The 23,339-nt window shown below is 71.2% G+C and carries 23 protein-coding genes; 10 read left to right on the forward strand and 13 right to left on the reverse strand.

What is annotated here, in order from left to right:
- Positions 1-96: 96 nt before the first annotated feature.
- The 3 genes from ABZ098_RS10040 to ABZ098_RS10050 form a co-directional block, all read right to left on the reverse strand.
- On the reverse strand, positions 97-1,203 hold the full coding sequence (locus tag ABZ098_RS10040) for an ATP-binding protein (RefSeq protein ID WP_356589050.1): 1,107 nt from the start codon (positions 1,201-1,203) through the stop codon (positions 97-99).
- Complete coding sequence (locus ABZ098_RS10045; RefSeq protein WP_053851412.1) at positions 1,200-1,937, reverse strand: response regulator transcription factor; 738 nt, start codon at positions 1,935-1,937, stop codon at positions 1,200-1,202. The genes ABZ098_RS10040 and ABZ098_RS10045 overlap by 4 nt, the downstream gene beginning before the upstream one ends.
- Positions 1,938-2,060: 123 nt before the next feature.
- Positions 2,061-2,738, reverse strand: a complete 678-nt coding sequence (locus tag ABZ098_RS10050; protein ID WP_356589052.1) for a spermidine synthase — start codon at positions 2,736-2,738, stop codon at positions 2,061-2,063.
- Between the two features lie 238 nt (positions 2,739-2,976).
- Between ABZ098_RS10050 and ABZ098_RS10055 the strand changes: the two genes are divergently transcribed.
- Entirely contained in the window at positions 2,977-3,699 is a 723-nt protein-coding gene (locus tag ABZ098_RS10055) for a rhomboid-like protein (RefSeq protein ID WP_356589397.1), read from the forward strand.
- Here ABZ098_RS10055 and ABZ098_RS10060 read toward each other — a convergent pair.
- The 3 genes from ABZ098_RS10060 to ABZ098_RS10070 form a co-directional block, all read right to left on the reverse strand.
- Entirely contained in the window at positions 3,696-4,496 is an 801-nt protein-coding gene (locus ABZ098_RS10060; protein WP_356589054.1) for a GNAT family N-acetyltransferase, read from the reverse strand. The genes ABZ098_RS10055 and ABZ098_RS10060 overlap by 4 nt on opposite strands.
- Positions 4,493-4,747, reverse strand: coding sequence for a hypothetical protein (locus tag ABZ098_RS10065; protein WP_356589056.1), 255 nt, complete (start codon positions 4,745-4,747; stop codon positions 4,493-4,495). The genes ABZ098_RS10060 and ABZ098_RS10065 overlap by 4 nt, the downstream gene beginning before the upstream one ends.
- 178 nt (positions 4,748-4,925) lie before the next feature.
- Entirely contained in the window at positions 4,926-5,585 is a 660-nt protein-coding gene (locus ABZ098_RS10070; RefSeq protein ID WP_356589058.1) for a GNAT family N-acetyltransferase, read from the reverse strand.
- Positions 5,586-5,764: 179 nt separating this feature from the next.
- Here ABZ098_RS10070 and lon point away from each other — a divergent pair, with 179 nt between their 5' ends.
- Positions 5,765-8,179, forward strand: a complete 2,415-nt coding sequence (gene lon / locus ABZ098_RS10075; protein ID WP_356589060.1) for an endopeptidase La — start codon at positions 5,765-5,767, stop codon at positions 8,177-8,179.
- 102 nt (positions 8,180-8,281) lie between these two features.
- Here lon and ABZ098_RS10080 read toward each other — a convergent pair whose 3' ends face one another.
- Entirely contained in the window at positions 8,282-9,127 is an 846-nt protein-coding gene (locus ABZ098_RS10080) for a lysozyme (RefSeq protein WP_356589062.1), read from the reverse strand.
- A 256-nt stretch (positions 9,128-9,383) separates the two neighbouring features.
- Between ABZ098_RS10080 and ABZ098_RS10085 the strand changes: the two genes are divergently transcribed.
- Positions 9,384-9,878, forward strand: a complete 495-nt coding sequence (locus ABZ098_RS10085; protein ID WP_356589064.1) for a MarR family transcriptional regulator — start codon at positions 9,384-9,386, stop codon at positions 9,876-9,878.
- Positions 9,879-10,820: 942 nt separating this feature from the next.
- Here ABZ098_RS10085 and ABZ098_RS10090 read toward each other — a convergent pair.
- A complete protein-coding gene (locus ABZ098_RS10090; RefSeq protein WP_356589066.1) occupies positions 10,821-11,609 on the reverse strand; it encodes a protein phosphatase 2C domain-containing protein in 789 nt (262 codons plus the stop codon).
- Positions 11,610-11,979: 370 nt separating this feature from the next.
- Between ABZ098_RS10090 and ABZ098_RS10095 the strand changes: the two genes are divergently transcribed.
- From ABZ098_RS10095 to ABZ098_RS10115, 5 genes are read left to right on the forward strand one after another with little or no spacing between them, the layout of a single operon-like run.
- Complete coding sequence (locus ABZ098_RS10095) at positions 11,980-14,748, forward strand: nitrate- and nitrite sensing domain-containing protein (protein ID WP_356589068.1); 2,769 nt, start codon at positions 11,980-11,982, stop codon at positions 14,746-14,748.
- Entirely contained in the window at positions 14,745-15,248 is a 504-nt protein-coding gene (locus ABZ098_RS10100) for a roadblock/LC7 domain-containing protein (protein ID WP_356589070.1), read from the forward strand. Before ABZ098_RS10095 ends, ABZ098_RS10100 begins: the two co-directional genes overlap by 4 nt.
- Positions 15,245-15,658: a DUF742 domain-containing protein gene (locus ABZ098_RS10105; protein WP_356589072.1), complete on the forward strand. Its 414-nt coding sequence runs from the start codon at positions 15,245-15,247 to the stop codon at positions 15,656-15,658. The genes ABZ098_RS10100 and ABZ098_RS10105 overlap by 4 nt, the downstream gene beginning before the upstream one ends.
- Entirely contained in the window at positions 15,639-16,265 is a 627-nt protein-coding gene (locus ABZ098_RS10110; RefSeq protein ID WP_356589074.1) for an ATP/GTP-binding protein, read from the forward strand. The genes ABZ098_RS10105 and ABZ098_RS10110 overlap by 20 nt, the downstream gene beginning before the upstream one ends.
- 38 nt (positions 16,266-16,303) lie before the next feature.
- Positions 16,304-17,557: a styrene monooxygenase/indole monooxygenase family protein gene (locus ABZ098_RS10115; protein WP_356589076.1), complete on the forward strand. Its 1,254-nt coding sequence runs from the start codon at positions 16,304-16,306 to the stop codon at positions 17,555-17,557.
- Here ABZ098_RS10115 and ABZ098_RS10120 read toward each other — a convergent pair.
- The 4 genes from ABZ098_RS10120 to ABZ098_RS10135 form a co-directional block, all read right to left on the reverse strand.
- Positions 17,506-18,600, reverse strand: a complete 1,095-nt coding sequence (locus ABZ098_RS10120) for an NlpC/P60 family protein (protein WP_356589078.1) — start codon at positions 18,598-18,600, stop codon at positions 17,506-17,508. The two genes, ABZ098_RS10115 and ABZ098_RS10120, sit on opposite strands and share 52 nt — an antisense overlap.
- Before the next feature lie 101 nt (positions 18,601-18,701).
- A complete protein-coding gene (locus ABZ098_RS10125; protein WP_356589080.1) occupies positions 18,702-19,004 on the reverse strand; it encodes a hypothetical protein in 303 nt (100 codons plus the stop codon).
- Positions 18,997-19,644, reverse strand: coding sequence for a TetR/AcrR family transcriptional regulator (locus tag ABZ098_RS10130; protein WP_356589082.1), 648 nt, complete (start codon positions 19,642-19,644; stop codon positions 18,997-18,999). The genes ABZ098_RS10125 and ABZ098_RS10130 overlap by 8 nt, the downstream gene beginning before the upstream one ends.
- 153 nt (positions 19,645-19,797) lie before the next feature.
- Complete coding sequence (locus ABZ098_RS10135; RefSeq protein ID WP_356589084.1) at positions 19,798-20,736, reverse strand: diiron oxygenase; 939 nt, start codon at positions 20,734-20,736, stop codon at positions 19,798-19,800.
- Positions 20,737-20,826: 90 nt separating this feature from the next.
- Here ABZ098_RS10135 and ABZ098_RS10140 point away from each other — a divergent pair, with 90 nt between their 5' ends.
- Both ABZ098_RS10140 and ABZ098_RS10145 read left to right on the forward strand, forming a co-directional pair.
- Positions 20,827-21,939: a ferritin-like domain-containing protein gene (locus ABZ098_RS10140; protein WP_356589086.1), complete on the forward strand. Its 1,113-nt coding sequence runs from the start codon at positions 20,827-20,829 to the stop codon at positions 21,937-21,939.
- A gap of 9 nt (positions 21,940-21,948) precedes the next feature.
- On the forward strand, positions 21,949-22,788 hold the full coding sequence (locus ABZ098_RS10145; protein ID WP_356589088.1) for a hypothetical protein: 840 nt from the start codon (positions 21,949-21,951) through the stop codon (positions 22,786-22,788).
- 4 nt (positions 22,789-22,792) lie between these two features.
- On the opposite strand, the gene ABZ098_RS10150 is transcribed toward ABZ098_RS10145, so the two are convergent.
- Entirely contained in the window at positions 22,793-23,302 is a 510-nt protein-coding gene (locus ABZ098_RS10150; RefSeq protein WP_356589090.1) for a DUF3291 domain-containing protein, read from the reverse strand.
- Positions 23,303-23,339 lie beyond the last annotated feature (37 nt).

Here is a 23,339-nt window from a genome sequence, read left to right on the forward strand (position 1 = left end):
GGGCTCTGCGCGACTGCGGCGCGGCCCTCTGCCTGATCACACGTGTCCGTCAGCGCGGACAGAGATGGATCTTGTGGCTCCGCTTCGAACTTTACGTCAACTTGGCACAGAGGGAAGTCCCGGAAGGGTGACAAGAATCCTGCAACCCCGCTGGGATTCGGCCACTCCGATCCGGCCGCCGTGCAGATCCACCGCCCAGCGGGCGATCGCGAGCCCGAGCCCGGTGCCGCCGTCGCTGCCCGGCCCGTGCGGCCGCATGATCTGACCGCGGTTGAACCGCTCGAAGACGCGGTGCCACTCCGAGCGCGGAATGCCGGGGCCCTCGTCGAGAACCTCCAGCTCCAGCGACTCCGGCTGCGCCCCGCGCCGCGCCTTGACCGTCACCCGTCCGTGTGCCGGGCTGTGCTTGACCGCGTTGTCGATGAGGTTGGCCACGACCTGGTGGATGCGCTCCGGGTCGGCGTGCGCGGTGAGCTCCGGCGGGGACACGTCGAGGTGCAGATGGACGTCGTTGCGCGTGTGACTGCCGGACCCGGACGCGATGCCCGCACGCGCCGTGGCGACCATGTTGGCCTCCTTCAACACGCCCGACAGGTACGGCCACACCTCGAACCGGCGCTTCTTCAGCGGTACGACGCCGTTGTCCAGGCGGGACAGGTCCAGCAGCGTCTCCACCAGCCGACCGAGCCGCTCGGTCTGCTTCAGGGCGGTGCGCATGGTCTCGGGGTCGGCCTGGGTGACCCCGTCGACAATGTTCTCCAGCACCGCGCGCAGGCCCGCGATGGGTGTGCGCAGCTCGTGGGAGACATTTGCCACAAGTTCCTTGCGCTGGCGTTCCTGGGCCTCCAGGTCGTCCGCCATGCGGTTGATGGTCTGGGCCAGGTCGCCCAGCTCGTCCCGGCGGTTCTCGCGGACCCGGCGGGTGTAGTCGCCGTGCGAGATGGACCGGGCGACCGCGTTCATGTCGTCCAGGGGCGCGGTGAGCGAATGCGCCACGAACTGCGTAATGAGCAGTGTGGCGATCATCGAGAAGACCGTGATGAAGCGCAGCTCGGTGGCTGTGCGCATCGCGATCATCATCAGCCCGGTGGTGATGAGGACCGCGATGACGACCAGCGCGCCCAGCTTGGTCTTGATCGAGAACGGGCTCACGCCGCCCCAGGGTTCCCTGGCGCTTCTCCGGCCGGCCGGACCCTCGCTCATGGCGTCGGCGTCTCCAGGGCGTAGCCCACGCCGTGCACCGTGCGGATCCGCTCGGCGCCGATCTTCCGGCGCAGGGCCTTGATGTGGCTGTCGACCGTGCGGGTGCCGGAGGCGTCCGCCCAGTCCCACACCTCGGCGAGCAGCTGCTCACGGGAGAGCACCGCGCGCGGGGTGTTGGCCAGGCACACGAGCAGGTCGAACTCGGTCGGCGTGAGGTGGACGTCCTCGCTGCGCACCCGCACCCGGCGCTGCGCGTGGTCGATCTCCAGCTCGCCGAGCCGCAGGATGCCGCTTCTGGGCGTCGCGGCGGCCAGCGCGGCCCGCTCGACCCGCCGCAGCAGGACGTGGACGCGCGCGGCCAGCTCACGCATCGAGAAGGGCTTGGTCATGTAGTCGTCGGCGCCGACGCCGAGCCCGACCAGCATGTCGGTCTCGTCGTCGCGGGCCGTCAGCATGAGCACGGGCACCGGACGGGCGGCCTGCACGCGGCGGCAGACCTCCAGACCGTCGAAGCCGGGCAGCATGATGTCGAGGATCAGCAGGTCCGGCTGCCAGGCCTCGGCCGTGTCGACCGCCGACGGACCGTCGACCGCTGTTTGCACGAGGAATCCCTCGGCGCGCAGGCGGGTCGCGATGGCGTCGACGATCGTCGGATCGTCCTCGACGACCAGGACCCGGCGCTGCGCGCCCGGGGTAGCCGTCGAACCGTTGTGGGAGGTGTGTGTCTGCTCCATCGCCCGCCCCTGGGGAGTGCTTTCCGGAACCATGTGGGGTGATTCCTTGTCTGCGCATGACTGCGATTGACGCTTGAATGATCGGCGTAGGGGAGCAGAGTACGGGGAGACATCACCCCTTTGCTATCCAGGTCGGACGCCGAGATGCACGACGTCCGGTACTCCCCGGGCAACGGGGATCTCCTCGGTACGTACCTGCTGGAACCCGGCATTTGCCAGTGATCCCTCAAATTCCGCAGAGGGTTTGGCCGACCACACGGCCAGTACCCCGCCCGGCTTCAACACCCTTGCGCAGCTTGTGAGTCCGGTACGCGCGTAGAGGCCGTGATTGCCGTCCGTGACCGTCCAGTCGGGTCCGTTGTCGATGTCGAGGCACAGCGCGTCAAAAGTGGCGCATGTCTCATTGACGAATCCGACCAGATCCGTTTCCAGAATGTTGGTCCGGGGATCGGCGAGCGCCTGCGCGGAGAGTGCCGAGAGCGGGCCCGTGCGGTGCCAGTCGATGATCGCCGGTTCCCGCTCGACGACCGTGATCCGGCCCCACCGCGGGTTCGCGGCCGCGTGTGCGAGCGAGAAGCCGACACCGAGGCCGCCGATGAGGACGTGCGGATCCGGGCGGTCGTCGAGCGCAGCGAGCGCCGCGTCGACGAGCGTCCGCTCCGAGCGTCCGTCGGAGGTGTCCATCAGGAAGCAGCCGTTGGCGATGATCTGGAGCAACTCGCCGTGCCGCCGCAGAACCACCTCTCCGTACGGGCCCTCGCGACGGTCCAGGACTTCGGGAATGTCGTACGAGGTGGGCATCGGCCCATCCTGGCAGGTGCGGCGGCCGGGCCGGGGCTCCTTGAGAAGTCCCTGTGAATCGGGGCCGGGGTGGCGCGGGTCACAGACAGCGGGTGTGCGGGGCGCGAAGGGTGGGGTGGAACGGAAGGAGCAGCTCACCTTGGAACGGACCGTGCCCCCAGCCCCTTCCGACGTGCCCGCACCTCAAGAGCCTGTCTCGCGCGCGTGCCTTCCGGAGGCGGCCGGACTGCTCGACGGGATGCCCCGGCAGCGGGAACGGGCCCAGACGGCTGCCGCCGGGCCACCGGTGACACCACCGGCAACGGCCGCCCCGGACACCCGACTTCGCGGCCTCCGGCTCCGGCGTCTGCTCCCCACCCCCACCGGGACGCCGTTCACCTTCGGCTACGGCGCCGTCCTGGCCGTCGTCTCCCTGGTCGCCGCACATCTGGACACCGCCCTCGTGCACACCCTGCACCAGGGCTCCAGCACCGATGTCGCCCACCTCGTGCGGATGCCCGTACTGGTGCTGGTGGCCAGCGCGTTGTGGATCGCGGGCGGGATCCTCTCGCCGTACGCCCTCGCCCTGCTGTTCGTCCTCACCGCGCTGGAGCGGCGGATCGGGGGCGTGCGCACGGCCGGTGTCTTCCTGCTCGGGCATGTCGGGGCGACCCTCGTCACGGAGGTCCCCACGGGCCTCGCGGTCCTGGTCGGGCATCTGCCCGCCAGCTCGCTGCACCGCCTCGACTACGGCGTCAGCTTCGGCGTGGCCGCGTGCCTCGGCGCGCTGGCGGGACTGCTCGGGCCGTGGCTGCGCTGGCCGTTGCTCGCCCTGTTCGGCGGGATGCTGGTGACCGACCTGATCGCGTTCACCGACCCGATGACCGACTGGGGCCATCCGATCGCCCTGACGATCGGTGTCGCGAGCTGGCCGCTGGTGCGGCGCGCGCACCGGGCCCGGCGGCTCCGCCCTGACGGTTAGCCGGCCGTCGGTGTCCAGACGTACGGCGTGGTCGTGGTCACCGCGTGGAAGCCGAGCCGGCGCAGGATGGGCGCGCTGTCGTCCGACGCGTCCACGTGCAGGAAGGTGACCCCGCGGGAGACGGCGAGAGCGGCGCGTACGGCGACCAGGGCGCGGTAGATGCCCCTGCCCCGCCACCGGGCGAGCGTGGAACCGCCCCACAGGCTCGCGAACTCCGTGCCCGGGCGGAACACCAGCCAGGCGGCGCACACCACGTCGCCGTCCGCCTCGGCGACGTACACCGCGATGTCGTCCGGCGCGGTGGCGACCCGGCCGATCAGATCGTCGGCGAGCCAGCTCCAGTCCTGGCCCCACACCGCCGACTCCATCGCGGCGATCCGGCGCATGTCCGCGTCGGCCGTGACCCGGCGCACGGTGACGCCGTCCGGCGGCGCGGGCTGTCGTACGGCCATCTCGGCGGCCCGGCCGACCAGGACCGTCTCGCGCTCCTCGGGCACGAAACCGGCCGCGCGGAGTCGTTCGGTGAGCTCGGGCGGGGTGTCGTGGGCGCGGGTCTTCCACTCGACGGCCTCGCCGCGTGCCGCGAAGAAGTCCCGTTGCCGTGCGATGAGTTCGTCGAGCGCTTCGCCCTCCACACCGAGGTCCCGGGGCCCGCTCACGAACCCGCGGTGCGGGCCGACGATCCGCAGCAGCGGCCCGTCCTGCTCGTATGTCACCCCGGTGGGCGGGGTCGGGGGAGCGCCGCGCATCTGGTCGTCGTAGGCGGAGAGGAGGGGCGGTAGGTCTGGGGTGGTCATGGTCGTTCGTTCCCCTGGTCTTCCTGGTCGTCGTCGCCCACGCGCGTGTGCGGGGCGTGGCGCGTGCTGCCCTCCAGTGGGAAGCCGGCCTTGTGTGGTCCGAGGCGGCGGGCCGTCCGGACGGTGAGGCCCGAGTCCGTCGCCGACTGCCACCGCTCCCGCATCCGTCCGATCCGGTTACCTGCCTCGTCCTCGGTCAGCGCGGGCAGCAGGTGCCAGTGGCTGATGGCGGGGTCGTGGCCCGCGGTCACCAGGGCGGCGGCGTCCGCGGCGCGCCACGGGCGGAGTTCCAGGCCGCCGGGAAGACCCTGCGTCGGCCGGGCGTTGTCCGGGGCATGCGGCCGACGGGGACCACCGGAGGTATCGGGTGGGTCACCGGCGCAGCATGACAGAGGCCGTCCCGGGGCGCCTCAGGGTTTCCCGAGACGCTCAGTCGGCGCCCGGGCCGACGAACTTCGCACTGGTGAGCGGAGCCACCACATGCCAGCCCAGCGACTCGTACAGCGCGCGCCCCGCCGGTGTCCCGGCGAGGACGCCGGTCCCCGCTCCCGCGGTGGCCGCCGCGGCCTGGAGCGTGCGCATCACGACGCTGCCCAGGCCCCGGCGCCGGTGGGCGGGCGCGGTCTCGATCTGGTCGAAGACGGCGGTGGCGCCGGTCGGGGCGCTCTGCCCGCGCGCGGCGAGGGAGCCGTCGGGGGCGGCGATAAGCACGCGCGTGACACCGCCGACGGACCAGACGCGCTTGCGGTAGCCGTCGGGGGCGTCCATATCGCCGCCCTCGGCTCCGGCCAGCGGAACGGTCATCAGGTAGCCCGGCTCGGGATCCACCCACCAGCCCTCGCCCAGCCAGTTCCTGACGACTTCCGGGTCCTGGAACACCTTCAGCCACACCCCGGCGCCCGTCACCCCGTCCGCGACCTTGCGCACGAGCTGCTCGTCCACGCGGTCGCCCAGCGCCTCGAAGACATGCCGGGAGACCTGCGCGAGCTGCCCCACGTCGACGGTAAAGCCCCAGGGCTCGCGCTCCGGCGGGGCGGCCCCGCGGGACACCACCCAGCCGGTCACCCAGGCCTGTACGACTCCGTCCACGACATCCCCCAGTAATGACCGGTCACCGCATGTGTCTATTACATGCCGACTGTAGGTCCGGAACCCCCGATTCCGGCAGCCGTGATCGCCGACAGCGAACAGGCAAGTGGGCGGGGAACATTCGAGGGCTCAGGGGCATTGAGTCGGCATAGCTCAACTTGACTGCCGAAGGGGAGATCATGGCTTCGACGTCCACACCGCTCACTCTGCCTGTGCTGCCGCTCGACGACGAGGTCGTGCTGCCCGGAATGGTGGTCCCGCTGGACCTGAACGACACCGACGTCCGCGCCGCGGTGGAGGCCGCCCAGGCCGCCGCCCGCTCGGAACCCGGAAAGCCGAAGGTCCTCCTGGTGCCACGCATCGACGGCACCTACGCGAGCACCGGTGTGCTCGGCACCGTCGAGCAGGTCGGCCGACTCGCCGACGGCGACCCGGGCGCGCTCATCCGCGGCCGGAGCAGGGTGAAGATCGGTGCGGGGACCACCGGCCCGGGCGCCGCCCTGTGGGTCGAGGGGACCACGGTCGACCAGACCGTCCCCGAACCGCTGCCCGGTCACGTCACCGAACTGGTCAAGGAGTACAAGGCCCTCGCCACCGCCTGGCTGCGCAAGCGCGGCGCCTGGCAGGTCGTGGACCGGGTGCAGGCCATCGACGACGTGTCAGCCCTCGCCGACAACTCCGGCTACTCGCCGTTCCTGACCACCGAGCAGAAGGTCGAACTGCTGGAGACCGCCGACCCGGTCGCCCGCCTCAAGCTCGCCACCCAGCAGCTCCGCGACCACCTCGCCGAGCAGGACGTCGCCGAGACCATCGCCAAGGACGTCCAGGAAGGCGTCGACAAGCAGCAGCGCGAGTTCCTGCTGCGCCGTCAGCTCGAAGCCGTACGCAAGGAACTGCGCGAGCTCAACGGCGAGCAGGAGGGCGAGGAGTCCGACGACTACCGCGCCCGCGTGGAGGCCGCCGACCTGCCCGAGAAGGTGCGGGAGGCCGCCCTCAAGGAGGTCGACAAGCTGGAGCGGTCCTCCGACCAGTCGCCCGAGGGCTCCTGGATCCGCACCTGGCTGGACACCGTCCTCGAACTGCCGTGGAACGAGCGGACCGAGGACGCCTACGACATCCAGGGCGCCAAGGCGGTCCTCGACGCCGAGCACGCGGGCCTGGAGGACGTGAAGGAGCGGATCACCGAGTACCTGGCGGTGCGCAAGCGCCGCAACGACCGGGGGCTCGGGGTCGTCGGCGGCCGGCGCGGCGGGGCCGTACTCGCCCTCGTAGGGCCGCCCGGAGTCGGCAAGACCTCCCTCGGCGAGTCGGTGGCGCACGCCATGGGCCGCAAGTTCGTCCGCGTCGCCCTCGGCGGTGTCCGGGACGAGGCGGAGATCCGCGGCCACCGGCGGACGTACGTCGGCGCGCTGCCCGGCCGGATCGTGCGGGCGATCAAGGAGGCCGGTTCGATGAACCCGGTCGTCCTGCTCGACGAGATCGACAAGGTCGGCTCCGACTTCCGCGGCGACCCCGCGGCCGCCCTCCTGGAGGTCCTGGACCCGGCGCAGAACCACACCTTCCGCGACCACTACCTGGAGGTCGAACTCGACCTGTCCGACGTGGTGTTCCTGGCCACGGCGAACGTCCTGGAGGCCATCCCGGAGGCCCTGCTCGACCGTATGGAGCTGGTCCGCCTCGACGGCTACACCGAGGACGAGAAGATCGTCATCGCCCGTGACCACCTGCTCCCGCGCCAGCTGGAGCGGGCCGGGCTCGCGGCGGACGAGGTCGTCATCGACGAGAGCGCGCTGCGCAAGCTCGCCGGTGAGTACACCCGCGAGGCGGGCGTCCGCACCCTGGAGCGGTCCGTCGCGAGGCTGCTGCGCAAGGTGGCGGCCCAGCACGAACTCGGCGAGCGGGAACTGCCGTTCACCATCACGGACGAGGACCTGCGCGGCCTGATCGGCCGGCCGCACCACGTGCCCGAGTCGGCCCAGGACCCGGCGGAGCGCCGTACGGCGGTCCCCGGCGTGGCCACCGGACTCGCGGTCACCGGCGCGGGCGGGGACGTGCTGTTCGTCGAGGCCTCGCTGGCCGACCCGGAGACGGGGGCGGCGGGTCTGACGCTGACCGGCCAGCTGGGTGACGTGATGAAGGAGAGCGCGCAGATCGCCCTGAGCTTCCTGCGCTCGCACGGCGCGGAGCTCGAACTGCCGGTGGGCGACTTGAAGGACCGGGGTGTGCACATCCACTTCCCGGCGGGCGCGGTCCCGAAGGACGGGCCGAGCGCGGGCGTCACCATGACGACGGCGCTGGCGTCGCTGCTCTCCGGCCGCCTGGTCCGCACGGACGTCGCCATGACCGGCGAGGTCTCGCTGACCGGCCGGGTCCTGCCGATCGGCGGCGTGAAGCAGAAGCTGCTCGCCGCGCACCGCGCCGGGGTGAACACCGTCATCATCCCCAAGCGCAACGAGGCCGACCTGGACGACGTCCCGGCGGAGGTGCTGGACAAGCTCGACGTCCACGCCGTCACCGATGTCCGCCAGGTCCTGGAGCTGGCGCTGGCCCCCGCCACCAACGGGGCGACGCCGGAGGTTCCGGTCGCGGCGTGACGGCGTAGTCCTACGAGCGGGCTCCGCCCGCGGTGACCGGATGAGGGGAAGGCCCGGGTTCTCGTGAGGGAGGCCCGGGCCTTCGCCGTACCCCGGGGAGGGTCAGCCGATGGCGAGCGCCTGCACCCGATCGAGCGGCCCGTTGAAGCGGTCGTGGTCGCCGACCGTCGGGCCGGTGGAGGTGTACTGCCACATGGTGTACGTGCTCCAGCCGGCCGGGAGGGTGCCGGCCGTCGAGGCGTACCGGGCGATCCACAGCGGGTTGGTGGCGGCGAAGCCGGCGTAGTTGCCGGTGCACTGGGTCCACCAGCTCGTGGCGGTGTAGATGACGGCCTGCCGACCGGTACGCGCCTTGTACTGGTTCAGGAAGTCGCGGATCCAGGTGACCATCGCGCTCTGCGACTTGCCGAAGCAGGCGTCGCCGTACGGGTTCCACTCGATGTCGATCACGCCGGGCAGGGTCCTGCCGTCGCCGGACCAGCCGCCGCCGTGGTCGACGAAGTAGTCGGCCTGCGTCGCGCCGCTCGTGGTGTCCGGGGTGGCGAAGTGGTAGGCCCCGCGGATCATCCCGACGCCGTAGGAGCCGGTGTACTGCTGCGAGAAGTAGGGGTTCGTGTAGTACGTCCCCTCGCTCGCCTTGGTGTACGCCCACCGGACGCCGCTGTTCCACAGGGTGGTCCAGGCGACGTTGCCCTGATAACTGGCGACGTCGACCCCCTCCGTCTGGGTGGCGCGGGTGTCGGCGGGCAGAGCGCCCTGGCCGTCATGCGCTACGACGCCCATTCCCATGTGGGCGGAGCCGCGGGCCGGGGTGGCGGTGGCCCCGGGGGACTCGGCGGCCGAGGCGGGGGCCGTGGGGGCCGTGGGGAGCAGGGCGAAAGCGGTGAGCAGGAGTCCGACGAGGAAGAGGCGTCGGGGACGTATCGGTCCGGGTCTGTGCACGGGCATGGCGTGCCTCCGAGGGCTCGGTGTTGCTCGGTGGGGTGAACAGGGGAAGACCGCGCTGACGGCTGGGCTGACGTGGGCGTGCTGACGTGTGCATGCCAGCCGCCGCTCGGTGGGGACGCTGCGACGGGGACGACGGGGCGGTAAGTGGGGCCGGAGGCTGCCGTTGGTCCAGCCCTGCGAAATACTTACGGAGCTGCGGGGATGTCGCAATTTGGCGGAAACTCTCACGACCGGGAAATCCAGGGCAGGGGCTGACGTGCACGAAGACGGAAACGGCGACGGTGGCCGGGGCGCGGCCGACATGGCGCCGAGCGGTGTGGACCAGCCCGGGTTCCTGGCGCTGGAACGCGAGTTGACCGTCCTGCTGCGCCGCGCCCGGGCCAACCAGGGGGAGATGGCCCGCGAGGTCCATCCCGACCTGGAGTCGGCGGCTTACGGGCTGCTCATCCGTCTGGATGAACACGGCCGCCAGCGCGCCACCGAACTGGCCGGATACATCGGTGTCGGCAAGGCCACGATGTCCCGCCAACTGCGCGCCCTGGAGGAACTGGGCCTCGTCACCCGCGAACCCGACCCCGCGGACGGCCGGGCGTGGCTGGTCGAGCTCACCGAGGAGGGCCGCTCCCGGGTGCACCGCGTCCGCGACGCACGCCGGGCCCGGTACGCGGGCCGCCTGGCCCACTGGGACCCGAAAGAGGTCACCGAACTGGCCCGCCTGCTGCACCAGCTCAACCGGGGCATGGAGAAGTAGCCTCCGCCGAACGGGTTGGGGGGCGGGGCGGGTTTTGTTGAGCGGGCGGGGACGGTGTCTGCTGCGGCCGGAGGCGCCGGGTCGGTGCTCGCAGCGGGCCGGATGGGTTTGCTCCGAGCGAGTGCCTGCCTGACCTGTGCCCCGCGAGTGTCTGTTCCGGTCGGTGTGTGTCGTCGTGGCGCCGGGGTCGGCGCCGTCGATCGGGCCGTGCCGGGGGCTGCTCCGCCCGGGCCCTTGCCGTGACGCCACCTGCCGATGGGCCTGAGCGGGGGCCTCGGAGCGCCGGGTCGGTGCTCGGAGCGGGCCGGATGGGTTCGCTCCGAGCGAGTGCCCGCCGGGTCATTGCCCGGGGCGCTGTCGAGAGTGCTGCGCGCGTGTGTCGTGGTGGCGCCGGGGCAGCAACGTGGATGGGACCGTGCCGGGGCCGCTCCGTCCAGGTCCTTGCCGTGACGCCACCGGCCGCTGCCGTCGGGTACCCCGCTCAGTTGTCAGCTCCGTCCGGGTATCCGTCGATGCCCGCCTGGTGCTCCTCGCGGGCGTCCGCTCCGAGTGAGCCCCTTCCGCGCCGATCCCGATCCCCGATCGACACCGTAGAGCCTCCAACGCGGACGTCCCTCCCGGAGGAGAGCCCCACATCCCGGCCCGGCAAGCCCCCGGCCCGGCAAGCCCCCAACCCGGCACCCCCGCTCGGGGAGCCCGTAAGCCCAGCACCCTCCGGGCCCCCTCGACCCTGGCAAGCCCTGAGCTCGGGAAACCCTTCAGCCTCCCCGGCCGTTCCGGTCGCGACCTGCCCCGCGACCTGCCCCGCGACCTGCCCCGCGACCTGCCCCGCGACCTGCCCCGCGACCTGCCCCGCGACCTGCCCCGCGACCTGCCCCGCGACCTGCCCTCCCCCCCCGAGCCCCCCGGCCAGGATCCCCACGCCGCCCACCCATAGGCGCCTCACAACTCCGCGTACACCACCGTCGCGTCGTCGTGGGTCTTGCTGCGGCCCAGCCGTGTGCGGGGCTCCGCGTCCGCCCGTTCCAGTTCGCGGACGCGGTTCACCAGGGCCTGTGCTCCCTCCTTGCGGACGAAGGTGAAGCAGTCCCCCCAGTCGCCCTCGTGGAACTTCTCCACCCACCGGGCCGCCCCGTCCGTCAGGGCCAGCAGGCCGCGTACCGACGAGCGCGGCAGTACCCCCGTCACCGCGCGCGCCGCCACCGACGGATCCGCCGCCGCCGTGAAGAAGCCGCCCTCCTTGTTGCGGAGGTGGGCGTCGACGAGCGCGTCCGTGGCCAGGGAGGCGCGGGGGAGACGGGAGAGGCGGTCGTCCAGTACCGCCGAGACCGTGCCGTCGGGCGCCTCCACCAGCAGTGCCGAGTCCGACAGGACCAGGTACTCGACCGACTCCGGGGACCACCGCGCCACCACCACCGTCGCCTGCGGAGTGCGCGGGTGAGAAAGGTCACAACCTTCACGATGTGTCTCCGCTGTGCGCACGATCGCCCGGGACAGCACCTCGGCCAACGGAACATCCATGAGCGAAACGGCCAGTTCGGTCAGCGCCCCGCCGAGCCGGGCCGTGAACCAGGGGACGGAATGCAGACAGCCCGTCGGACCGCTGGGCGGGGTGACCCCGTCGAGGGCGACCAGTACGCCGCCCTCTCCGGAAGCGGGGAGCGCGACACTCGCGAAGTCCTCGTTGGGCCGCAGGACATCGCCGGGTTCCGAGACAAGTTCCGTACGCATTCGGCCAGTCTGCACGAGCCCTTCACAAGCTTCGCCAAAGCGTGGCAACGATCGCGGAATTGACGTAGTCGCGCAGGTCAGGCGCCAGGTTTGGGCCGGAATGGCGGACCCCGGGCACGCGTGGTGGCGAATACTGCCATCGGTCTCCGCCGACGTCCAACCGGCCCACCGCACGCACTCCGTGCGTGTGCCGCAGGAACTTGCCCGCCAACTCCCCTCCGGGGTTCACTCCTTCGGGTGGCGGCTCAGGCGATGCGCGACCACCGCCCACCGGCGCTGGGAGGGTCGGGAACCGTACCCCGGTGTGCACGCCAGTTGACGGAGCGTCACCCCGGGACCAGGTATCACGAGTTCAGGAATGCGAGCAGCGGTGCAGAAGACGCGGCCTCGTCGCACAGGCAAGCAGACGGCCTCCGGCAACGGCGCGGAGCGCACAGCCGCCACGCCCGGCGCCCCCGAGACCCCCGTCGGCAAGGGCCGCCCCACCCACGTCCGCACCCGGCTGATTCTCGCCGTCGCCGTCGTGGCCGCCGCGATCGCCGGGGCCGGCGCTCCCTCCCTCGTCACCGCCTCCGGGGAACTCCACGACTCCCAGGACCTGGTGACGTTCGCCGAGCAGACCCAGGACGCCCTCGACCTCGCCCACGCCCTCGCCGACGAACGCGACGAGGTCACCTCCTACATCGCGGCAGGCCGGCCCAAGGCCAAGGCGCCCGGCGAGCAGTCGAGCGCCCGCGTCGACCGCCGGGCCGAGGAACTGCGCACCGACAGCGACCTGTCCCCGGCCCTGCGCGCCGACCTCGACGACATCGCCGCCGTACGACGCTCCGCGCTCACCGGCCAGACCACCGCGCTCGAGACGCACAACGCCTACTCCGCCGCCATCACCGAACTGCACGACCTCGCCGAGGAACTGGCCGAGCGGATGCCGGCCCGCGCGGGCTCCGGCGCCTACTCCCTCGCCGAGCTGGACTCCGCCGTACAGCAGGCCGCCGCCACCCGGGGACTGCTGCTCGCGGCGCTCAGCGTGCCCACGACGACCAGGAGCGTCTACAACCCGGTCACCGGTCTGACGGACACCGAGAAGGTCTCCTCGAAGGCCGACGCCGCGCAGCGGGACCTGCTCAGCGCCGCCGCCCAGCAGGCCCGGCTGCGCTCCGACGCGGCCCTCGCCGACTTCCAGGACTCCGCGCCCGCCGCCGCCAAGGCGAGCTACGACTCCACGGTCACCGGACCCGAGGTCAACTCCGCCGACAAGTACCTCGCCGCCCTCACCGACCAGCCCACCCTCGCCGACGGCGAACTGAGCACGAGCACCACCAAGCTCGACGCCGCCCTCTCCGCCCGCGTCGACCTCATGCGCGGCGCCGAGTCCGCGCTCTTCGACCGCCGGGTCAAGGCGCTCGCCCAACTCCGCGACGACGACGTCACCGCGCTGGAGCTGCGGGTCGCTATCCTCGGCGCCCTGGTGCTGCTGGCCGTCGGTGTCACCACCGCCATGGCCCGCACCCTCACCCGGCCCCTGTCCGTGCTGCGCCGCGGCTCCGCCCGGCTCGCCGGGGCCGAGGACCCCACCACCGAGGAAGCGGTCTCCTTCACCGGCCGCAACGACGAGTTCGCCCAGGTCGTCCGCTCCGTCAACACCCTGCACACGCATGCCGTGGCGCTCGCCGAGCGGATCACCACCCTGGAGTCCGACCGCAAGCACCTGGTCGGCCAGCGCCAGAAGATGGCCGACGCCCGCGAGCAGCTCAAGAACGAACTCGCGGACTCCACGGCCCAGTTGGAGCGGCTGCGCACCACCATCGGCGCCACCTTCGTCAACCTGGCGCTGCGCACCCTCGGCCTGGTCGAGCGGCAACTCGCCGTCATCGAGGGCCTGGAGGAGCGCGAGCAGGACCCCGAGCGCCTCGCGACCCTCTTCAAGCTCGACCACTTCGCCACGGTCATGCGCCGCCACAGTGAGAACCTCCTCGTCCTGGCCGGCACCGAACACGTGCAGCAGAGCGCGAACCCGGTCCCGCTGGTCGACGTCGTCCGCGCCGCTGTCAGCGAGATCGAGCGCTACGAGCGGGTCCGCATCGCCGCCCTGCCGCCGCACGCCCACGTGGCCGGTTTCGCCGCGGACGACCTCTCGCACCTGCTGGCCGAACTGATGGAGAACGCCACCTCGTTCTGCCCGCCCGACCTGCCCGTCGAGGTCTCCGGCTGGCTCCTGGAGAGCGGCGAGGTCATGCTCTCCGTCCAGGACGAGGGCATCGGCATGACCGCCGAGCGGATGGCCACCCTCAACTCCCGCCTCGCCGACTTCGACCCCGAGGCCGCCTACGAGTCGTACGACGAGGGCGACGAGGGTCTCGGCCTCGGCCTGTACGTCGTGGCCCGCCTCGCCCACCGGCACGGTGTCCGGGTGCAGCTGCGCGAGCAGAAGCAGGGGGGCGTGGCCGCGGTGGTGGTCCTCCCCAAGCCGCTGCTCACCGCCGCGCCCACGTCCGCCGTACCGATCTCCGGCACCGGTCCGGTCACCGGCACCGCCCCCTCCTTCTCCCTGCCCGGCGCGGACGCGGAGGTCAACTCCAACATCCTGAGCGGCCGTTCGCAGGACGACGACCCCCTGGTGGCCATGGCCGAGAAGGCCGTACGCCACGCGGAGGGGGAGGCGCCCGCGGAGTCCCCCGCCGAGACGACGATGGAACTCATGGCCCCGGTACCGGCACAGGGAGCGCCGGACCCGGTGCGGCCGGACCCCGTACCGGAAGAGCCGTCTCCGGCCGAGCCCGCGGCCGACGGCGAGACCGAGACCGAACACGCCGGCGAGACCGAGACCGAAAACACCAGCGAAGCCGAGACCGAACACAGCCGCGCCGATGAGGAGCCCCTCACCGACAAGGGCCTCCCCAAGCGCACCCCCAAGATCACCGCACCCACCGCCCCGGCCCCGCGCCGGCGCAACGCGTCCGTGGACGCCGACGCACTCCGCCGCAGGCTCGGCGGCTTCCGCCGGGGGGCGGAGGCCGGCTACCGGGACGTGGAGGCGGAGATCAAGGAACAGACCGGCGAGACCAAGCTGCCGGCCGCAGAACAACGCACCGCATCCGAAGAAGCCACGGGGGGCACAGCCGAGGAGGCAAGCAGTTGACCGCGCCCAGTACCTTCGGACTGAGTCGTGAAGCCCGCAATCTCCACTTCCTGCTGACCAACCTTGTCGAGGAGGTTCCCGGCGTCCAGTCCGTCGCCGTGGTCTCCTCCGACGGCCTGCTCCTGCTCTCCTCCGACGCCGAGCGCAACGCGCAGGCACGCGGGGCCCGTGACGGGAAACCCGCCGGCCCGCGCGGCTCCTCCGCCGACCTCGCGACCATCGTCTCCGGCATCGGCAGCCTCACCCTCGGCGCCGCCAAGCTCATCGACTTCGGCGCGACGAAGCACACCATGATCGCGATGGACGAGGGCAGCCTGTTCGTGATGTCGATCAGCGACGGCTCGCTGCTCGGTGTGCACGGCTCCGCGGACTGCGACATGAGCGTGGTGGCGTACCACATGGCCCTGTTCGTCGGCCGTGCCGGACACGTCCTGACGCCCGAACTCCGCAGCGAGCTGCGCCAGTCGCTGGAGCACGACGCGACAGGGGGTGTCCGATGACGAACAGGCCCGAGCTCCCGGTCCGCGGCGGCGACCGCAAGGCCGCCCGGGTCCGCCCGTACTCCCTCACCGGCGGCCGGACCCGCTTCGGCCACGTCCTCCTCGTGGAGACGTTCGTGGCGAGCACCGCGGCCCTCGAAGCCCCCGAGGAACGCAGGGAGCTGACCAACGGCACGCTGCGGTCGGTCATGCCCGAGCTGCGGGCCATCGTCGAACTGTGCCGCCGGATGCGTACGGTGGCCGAGATCGCCGCGCTGCTGAAGATGCCGCTCGGCGTGGTCCGGGTGCTCCTCAGCGACCTCGCGGACCAGGGAAAGATCCGTGTGTACGGCACCGGGACCGGTCACGGTACGGGCCGTCCCGACCGCGCTCTGCTGGAAAGGGTGCTGAGTGGACTCCGTCGCCTTTAGGGACCTCGCGTTCGAGGACACCGACGACAACCTCAAGTCCTGGCAGACGGACCGCACCCGGGCGCCCATCGCCACGAAGATAGTCGTGGCCGGCGGCTTCGGCGTCGGCAAGACCACCCTGGTCGGCACCGTCTCGGAGATCGAGCCCCTCCAGACGGAGGCGCTGATGACCGAGGCCAGTGAGCAGGTCGACGACCTCACCGGCACCCCGGAGAAGGTCACCACCACCGTGGCCATGGACTACGGCCGCATCACGCTCGACGACGACCTGGTCCTGTACCTCTTCGGCACGCCGGGCCAGGAGCGGTTCTGGTTCATGTGGGACGACCTGGTGCGGGGCGCGATCGGCGCGGTCGTCCTCGCGGACACCCGCCGCCTCAAGGACTCCTTCCCCGCGCTGGACTACTTCGAGAGCTGCGGACTGCCGTACGTCGTCGCGGTCAACCACTTCGACGGCAGCGAGCTGTTCGAGCCGGAGGACGTGCGGGAGGCGCTCAGCGTCCCCCGGCACATACCTGTCATGATCATGGACGCCCGGCGGAAGATCTCGGTCATCGAGACCCTGTTGTCCCTCGTCGGCCACGCGCTGGACGAGACCCCCGAGTAGTCCACACAGAGGATCCACCCTTAGGAGCCAGCACCCGCATGCGGAAGATACTCGTCGTCGGAGCCGGCCAGTCCGGACTCCAGCTCGCCCTCGGCCTCCAGTCGCACGGGTACGAGGTCACCCTGATGTCCAACCGGACCGCGGACGAGATCCGTTCCGGCCGGGTCATGTCGACGCAGTGCATGTTCCACACGGCACTCCAGCACGAGCGCGATCTCCAGCTGAACTTCTGGGAGTCCCAGGCCCCGAAGATCGAGGGACTCGGCGTCTCGGTGGCGGCCCCCGGCTCCTTCGACCCGGGGCCCTCGCAGCGCGCGATCGACTGGCTGGGCAGGCTCGACGGGTACGCGCAGTCGGTCGACCAGCGGGTGAAGATGGCCGGCTGGATGGAGACGTTCGCCCAGCGCGGCGGCCAGCTCGTCATCCACGGCGCGGCGGTCGGCGACCTCGACTACTTCTCCCGTACCTACGACCTCGTCCTGGTCTCGGCCGGCAAGGGCGAGCTGGTCTCCATGTTCGCGCGCGACCCCGAGCGCTCCCCGTACAGCGAGCCGCAGCGCGCGCTCGCCGTCTCCTACGTCCACGGCCTGGGCCCGCGTCCCGAGCACCCGGACACCGAGGCCGTCCGCTGCAACCTCGTCCCCGGTGTCGGCGAGCTGTTCGTCATGCCGACGCTCACCACCTCCGGGCGCGCCGACATCCTCTTCTGGGAGGGCATACCCGGCGGCCCACTCGACGTCTTCAACGGCGTGAAGGACCCGGCGGAACACCTCTCCCTGACCCTGGAACTCATGGAGAAGTTCCTGCCCTGGGAGTACGCGCGCGCCACGAACGTCGAACTCACGGACGCCGGCGGCACCCTGGCCGGCCGCTACGCGCCCACCGTGCGCAACCCGATAGGCCGCCTGCCCGGTGGGGGACTGGTCCTGGGCGTGGCCGACGTCGTCGTCGCCAACGACCCGATCACCGGGCAGGGCTCCAACTCCGCGTCCAAGTGCGCGGCTGCCTACCTCGCGTCGATCCTGGAGCGGGGCGAGAAGGAGTTCGACGAGGAGTGGATGCGCGGGACGTTCGAGCGGTACTGGGCCACCGCGCAGCACGTCACCAAGTGGACGAACGCGATGCTCGCGCCTCCGCCGGAGCACATCCTGAACCTGATCGGGGCGGCCGGGCAGTTGCAGCCGGTGGCGGACCGTTTCGCCAACGGCTTCGACAACCCGGCCGACTTCGAGAACTACTTCTACGACCCGGAGAAGGCGGGGGCGTTCGTGGCCTCCGTGGCCGGGGCCTGATCGCCGCCGTCCGGACGTACGGCTCCGAGGAGCGGGTGAGCCGCGATCGGGGAGACCTTGATCTTCTCGCCCGTCCTCGGGGCCTCGATGACCCGGCCCCTTCCCAGGTAGATCGCCACATGCGTGGCCTTGGGGAAGTAGATCACCAGATCACCCGGACGCAGCTCCTTCAGCGGGACCCTCGGCAGCCGCGCCCACTGTTCCTGGCTGGTCCGGGGGATCGGGGTGCCGGCGTACGCCCACGCCTTCGACGTCAGACCCGAGCAGTCGTACGTCCTCGGGCCCTCCGCGCCCCACTCGTAGGGCTTCCCCACCTGCCGCCGGGCGTACCGCAGTGCCTTCCCGCCCTCCTTGGACGGCTTGCGCGCGTCCTCACCCAGGGCGCCTGACGTCGTCAGCTCCCGCTGCGCCTTCTCGACCCCCTCCTCCTCGAACTCCGCCAGCCTGGCGAGCTGTTCGGCGGTGAGGGAGGCGAGCAGCTCCTCCACCCCGGCGAGCCTCGCCCGTACGGCGTCCCGGTCCTTCTTCTGCCGGGCGGCGAGCGTGAGCTGGTCGTCGAGCGCCTTGCGCGCCTTGCGGGCCAGCCCGTCGGCGCGGTGCTCGGTGCCGGTCAGACGGCCCATCGTCTTCGCCCGGTCCCGCGCCAACTGGCCGATCACATGGCCCTGTTCGAGGGCGTGCTGCGGGTCGCGGGCGAGCAGGAGGCGGACGTACGGCGAGATGTCGGTGCTGCTCTGGTACTGCTGGCGGGCCAGCCGCCCCGCGGCGCCCCGGCTGTCGTGCAGGGAGAGCCGGACCTCGGAGAGCGCCGCGTCCAGGCGGTTCACCTCGGCGCGCTTCTCCTTCAGCTTCTCCTCGGTGGCGTTGTAGGCCTCGGTGGCCTCCTCGGCCTGCCGGTACAGCCCCTGAAGGTCCGTCAGCAGCTCGGCGACGGACCGCTCGCGCGGCTCCGGTTCCGGTACGGCGGCCGCGGGCAGCGGTGCGAGGACGGTGCCGGCCGCCACCGCAGCCGTACACACCAGACGCAGAAGCCTTCCTGACACGTCATCACCTCCCGTGCGGAGCAGCCCCTCTGTTCCGCACGGTGAGCATCAGGCGGCGCCGGCGTTCCCGCGCGCCGGGTGGGCGGTTCGGCGCAACCTCGTCACCCGTCGGTGTCGGCCGGCCTGTCGGGCTTGGACCACGGCCACTTCAGCCCCTCGCTCGCCTTCCCCTCGGGGTCGTAGGCGTACTTCCACCCCTTCTGGATGCCCAGCTTGGTGTGCCCCCGGGGCACCCGGCGGTAGACCAGCACGGTGGGCGGGCCGCCGGCGGCGTCGGGGACGGGGATGCGGTACGTCTTCGGCGGGTGACCGGTCGGTCCCAGCAGCACGGGCAGCACCCGGCCGTCCATGGGACCGCCCTCGAAAGGGGTGTCTTCGCTCTTCACGGCACCAGTGTCAGTCATCCGCCGCGAGGGCCGTGACCAGCGCGGCGGTCTGCGGGTCGCGGTTGGCTGTCACGGAGAGCACGGCGACGAACTGCTCGACCAGCCAGTCGCGCAGTTCCTCGACCGGGGGCTGCTTGCTCTCGTCGAGCCAGATCAGGGAGGCCGCCTCCACCGCGGTGATCCACATCCGTACGGTCATGCGCAGCCGGAGGCCGGGCTCGGCCACGCCGAGGTGGCTGAGGATGTTCTGGGCGGCGGCCCGTCGTACCCCGTCGACGATGGCGGTGGTCCGGGACGTCTCGACGACACTGCCGCCCTGGAGCAGGGCGCTGAAGCCGGCGTCGTGCTCGTCGACGAAGGCGAGGTAGCGGTCGAGGGCGCGCGAGAGACGATCGAGGAGGGGACCGTCCAGGGGCTCGTCGAAGCACTGCTCCAGTTCGTCGGCGGCGGACCGGAGCGCGGCCTCGTACAGCTGCTGCTTGCCGCCGGGGAAGTACCGGTAGACGAGGGGGCGGGAGACTCCGGCCGCCTCCGCCACGTCGTCGAGGGAGACGTCCTCGGGGGCGCGGTGCGCGAAGAGGCCGAGGGCGGCTTCGAGAAGCTGGCTTCTGCGCTCCTCGACGCCGAGTCTCCGGTAGGCGGGCGCGGCAGGGGTCATGGGTGCAGCGTAGTCGGGCGTCCGCGGGCGCGTCGTGGCTGGCCGCGCAGTTCCCCGCGCCCCTAGGTGGGTACAACTGGGCAGGCTCTGTCTGCACCCACTCAGGGGCGCGGGGAACTGCGCGACCAGCCCCCACCGGCCCGCGCACGACCATCAGGCCAGCAGACCCGACGACTTCCACAGTCGGCGCCCCACACCCCGCAGCACCCCGATGTCGTCCAGGAACTCGGTCAACCGGCGAGCCCCCGTCTGCATGACCTCCCGCCGGTGCCCGCTCGCCTTCACCTGCGCCAGCGCCTCCCGCTGGTCGAGGCCCACGTTGGTGTACACCTCCGGGTTCACGAAGGCCACGGAGAACACCCGCGCGAACTCCCCGGACGTCACCCGGGTGAACTCCTGCGACCACCGCGGAGCGGAGACCATCTGGCGCCGCAGCTCCTCGCGGGCGTAGCGCACGTGCCGGGCCTCCTCCACCACGTGGATCCGCGTCACCCCCCGGATCAGCGGCTGCACGCGCTCGTCCGGGAACGTCAGCCGCTGCATCCAGTCGAGGATCTCCTCACCGAGCAGCGTGGCCGTGAACGAGCCCGGAGTGGTGGAGATCGTCTTGAACAACCGCCCGAGCTGCTGATGAGTCCGGCTCACCGGGTACCAGGGCGTGTCACCCCGGGTGATGAGCCGCGCGAACATCTTCGAGTGCCGGCACTCGTCCTCGATCTCGGTGAGCGCGTACCGCACATGGGCGCTGGTGGCCGCCTTGTCGTAGATGTGACGGCACAGCAGCTGCATGAGGATGATCTCGAACCAGATGCCCAGCGAGGCCAGCGCCGCGGCCTCGTGCCGGGAGAGCAGGATCCGCTGCTCCTCGCTCATCCGCCGCCACATCGGGGTGTCGTAGAGCGACACCAGCTCCGGCGGCCAGAACCACAGGCCCTCCTCGAAGGGCGCGTCCCAGTCCAGTTCCCTGTCCGGATCGAAGGAGTGCTTCGCGGAGGAGTCGAGCAGCCGCTCGGCGACCTGCTCCCGGTCCTTGAGCAGGCCGAGGGCGTCACGGAGCCCTTCGAGCGCGTCGACATCTGTCAGACTCGTCATGGCTCTTATGAGACTGCTTGTCAGCAAGACCGTCAATCCCTTGCGCGCGACTTGTTGACCCGGCGTCTACAAAGCGGCAGCCTGCGGAACATGCCGACTTTCGACCTGTACACCACGGATCCCGGGGACCCCCACTGGCAGGTACCGGCGACGGGTCAGGCCCGTTTCGCCTGGGAGTACGACGACGGCCGCGACCGCCTCCTCGCCCTCTACCAGAAGGGCAAGGACAAGCAGTGGGACGGGCAGAAGCGCATCGACTGGAGCCTGGAAGTCGATCCGTACGACCCCCTCGGCACCCCCGACGAGGCCATCTCCGTCTACGGCACCAAGTACTGGGCGAAGTTCACCGACAAGGACAAGGGCGACCTGCGCCGGCACCTCGCCTCCTGGCAGTTCAGCCAGTTCCTGCACGGCGAGCAGGGCGCGATGGTGTGCGCCGCGCGGATCGTGGAGTCCGTGCCCGACCTCGACGCCAAGCTCTACTCGGCGACCCAGGTGATGGACGAGGCCCGGCACGCGGAGATCTACGGCCGCTTCCTCCACGAGAAGATCGGGATGCTGTACCCGATCAACGACAACCTCCAGTCCCTGCTGGGCGACACGCTCAGGGACTCCCGCTGGGACATGCCCTACCTCGGCATGCAGGTCCTCATCGAGGGCCTCGCGCTGGCCGCCTTCGGCATGATCCGCGACACCACCGACAAGCCCCTGCCCCAGCAGATCCTCGCCTACGTCATGCAGGACGAGGCCCGGCACGTGGCCTTCGGCCGGATGGCGTTGCGCGACTACTACCGGCAGCTCTCCGACGCCGAACTGCGCGAACGCGAGGAGTTCGTCATCGAGGGCTGCTACCTGATGCGCGACCGGCTGCGCGGAGTGGAGGTCCTGGAGAACTTCGGCATCCCGAAGGCGGAGGCCGAGGAGTACGCCGAACGGTCCGAGTTCCTCGCCCTCTTCCGCCGGCTGCTCTTCTCCCGGATCGTCCCCTGTGTCAAGGACATCGGCCTGTGGGGCAAACGCCTCCAGCAGGCCTACGTCGACATGGGCGTCTTCGAGATGGGCGACTCCAGCCTCGACCTCCTCATGGCCCAGGACGAGGAGATCGCCGAGAAACTGGACGCGGAACGCTTCGCGGCGGAGGAGCGGGAGCGGGTCGCGGAGGTGCGGGAGGCGATCGAGGAGGGGGCCGCTCACGTGGAGTAACGTACTGACGTGTCCACGCCTCAGAGCCCGTACGGCCCACAGAACCCCTACAACCAGCAGCCCCCGCAGGGGCCTTACGCGCCCGGGCCGTACGCTCCCGGGCCCTACGCCCCCGGGCCGTACGCTCAGCAACAGCCCTACCCTCAGCAACAGCCGTACGGCCAGCAGCCGTACGGCTGGGGTGCTCCCCCTGTCGCCCCGCCCTCGAAGCGACGTCCGCTCGTGGTGGTCCTCGCCGTCGTGGGTGGACTCGTCGCCCTGGGGGTGGCGGGCTCGGTCATGCGCGGGGTGGAGGACGCGAGCGGTGCGGGCTACCCGGACGCCGAGTACACCCTCGACCTGCCCGGGACCCTGTTGGGCGGCCGTTACGAACTCGACGAGGACCTTTCCGGCTCCGCGGACGCGAAGGAGATCGAGAAGGAGGCGGACGCCGCGTGGGGCTACAAGGATCCGAAGGCCGTCCTGGCGCAGTACAGCCCGGCCGGTGACAAGGCAAAGGGCACGCTCGTCGTCTCGGGCATGTACGGCCGCTTCAAGGACCCCGGCCGCATGCGGGAGGAAGTGATGAAGGGCGGCGCGGCAGAGGGCTCCGGCATCGCGATACCGGCGAAGGACTTCCACCCCGCCGGCGCCGGCGGGATCACCGTCAGCTGTGAGGTCCTCACGAGCGAGCAGGCCACCATGAAGGTGACGGTTCCGATGTGCGGCTGGGGCGACGCCAACACCGGCGGGGCGGTGGCCGAGATCATCACCGCGAAGGTGAGCCAGGACCCGGCCGAGGTCGATCTGGGCGAATTGGCGAAGATGACGGCCCAGATCCGCTCGGAGATGCGCAAGCCGATCGGCTGACGGCCTAGACCGCGCACCCCAGGTCGTCCGGGATCTCCAGGGTGGTCACCGGCTCCGCCCCCTGCGCCGGAAACGGCGTCCGGAGCGTGAACGCGTACGGCGTCGGCCCGTTCGTGCGCAGGTGCAGCAGCCGGGACTCGGCCTCGGCGACCGTGGGGCGGTGGCCGGCCGGGACCCACCACAGGGCCACCATCGCCTCCTGGACCCGCTCGAAGAACTCCCTGCGGCGGGCGAGCATCGCACGGTGCCGGCCCTGGTACATGTACGACGTCAGCGCGTCGGCGTCCCGCCACACGGACATGTTGATGATCAGCCACTCGTCACCGAAGACGGCGATGTCCGTAGCGTCGCCCGAATCGCCCTCCAGTCGCCAGACGAAACCGTCGGCGGCGTCCGCGTCGGCGTTCACGGGGTCGAGGTTGTCGACGAAGTCCTTCAACTGCGCCGAGTCCAGCGGTGCTTTGAGACGGCCGATGTTCACCTGGGCGAGTTGGAAAGCGGTCGCTTCAGTCATGGACCGAACGGTAGGTCGGCTGCCGGGCGGCCCTCAA

It is taken from the genome of Streptomyces sp. NPDC006335 (genome assembly GCF_040612795.1).
Lineage (GTDB): Bacteria > Actinomycetota > Actinomycetes > Streptomycetales > Streptomycetaceae > Streptomyces.

What these genes read in the sequence shown, in the direction of transcription:
- ABZ098_RS10125 (WP_356589080.1), bottom strand. Translation starts at nt 19,004, where the DNA reads ATGACTGACACTGGTGCCGTGAAGAGCGAAGACACCCCTTTCGAGGGC.
- ABZ098_RS10050 (WP_356589052.1), bottom strand. Translation starts at nt 2,738, where the DNA reads ATGCCCACCTCGTACGACATTCCCGAAGTCCTGGACCGTCGCGAGGGC.
- ABZ098_RS10130 (WP_356589082.1), bottom strand. Translation starts at nt 19,644, where the DNA reads ATGACCCCTGCCGCGCCCGCCTACCGGAGACTCGGCGTCGAGGAGCGC.
- lon (WP_356589060.1), top strand. Translation starts at nt 5,765, where the DNA reads ATGGCTTCGACGTCCACACCGCTCACTCTGCCTGTGCTGCCGCTCGAC.
- ABZ098_RS10040 (WP_356589050.1), bottom strand. Translation starts at nt 1,203, where the DNA reads ATGAGCGAGGGTCCGGCCGGCCGGAGAAGCGCCAGGGAACCCTGGGGC.
- ABZ098_RS10060 (WP_356589054.1), bottom strand. Translation starts at nt 4,496, where the DNA reads ATGACCACCCCAGACCTACCGCCCCTCCTCTCCGCCTACGACGACCAG.
- ABZ098_RS10090 (WP_356589066.1), bottom strand. Translation starts at nt 11,609, where the DNA reads ATGCGTACGGAACTTGTCTCGGAACCCGGCGATGTCCTGCGGCCCAAC.
- ABZ098_RS10135 (WP_356589084.1), bottom strand. Translation starts at nt 20,736, where the DNA reads ATGACGAGTCTGACAGATGTCGACGCGCTCGAAGGGCTCCGTGACGCC.
- ABZ098_RS10150 (WP_356589090.1), bottom strand. Translation starts at nt 23,302, where the DNA reads ATGACTGAAGCGACCGCTTTCCAACTCGCCCAGGTGAACATCGGCCGT.
- ABZ098_RS10055 (WP_356589397.1), top strand. Translation starts at nt 2,977, where the DNA reads ATGCCCCGGCAGCGGGAACGGGCCCAGACGGCTGCCGCCGGGCCACCG.
- ABZ098_RS10115 (WP_356589076.1), top strand. Translation starts at nt 16,304, where the DNA reads ATGCGGAAGATACTCGTCGTCGGAGCCGGCCAGTCCGGACTCCAGCTC.
- ABZ098_RS10080 (WP_356589062.1), bottom strand. Translation starts at nt 9,127, where the DNA reads ATGCCCGTGCACAGACCCGGACCGATACGTCCCCGACGCCTCTTCCTC.
- ABZ098_RS10045 (WP_053851412.1), bottom strand. Translation starts at nt 1,937, where the DNA reads ATGGAGCAGACACACACCTCCCACAACGGTTCGACGGCTACCCCGGGC.
- ABZ098_RS10140 (WP_356589086.1), top strand. Translation starts at nt 20,827, where the DNA reads ATGCCGACTTTCGACCTGTACACCACGGATCCCGGGGACCCCCACTGG.
- ABZ098_RS10105 (WP_356589072.1), top strand. Translation starts at nt 15,245, where the DNA reads ATGACGAACAGGCCCGAGCTCCCGGTCCGCGGCGGCGACCGCAAGGCC.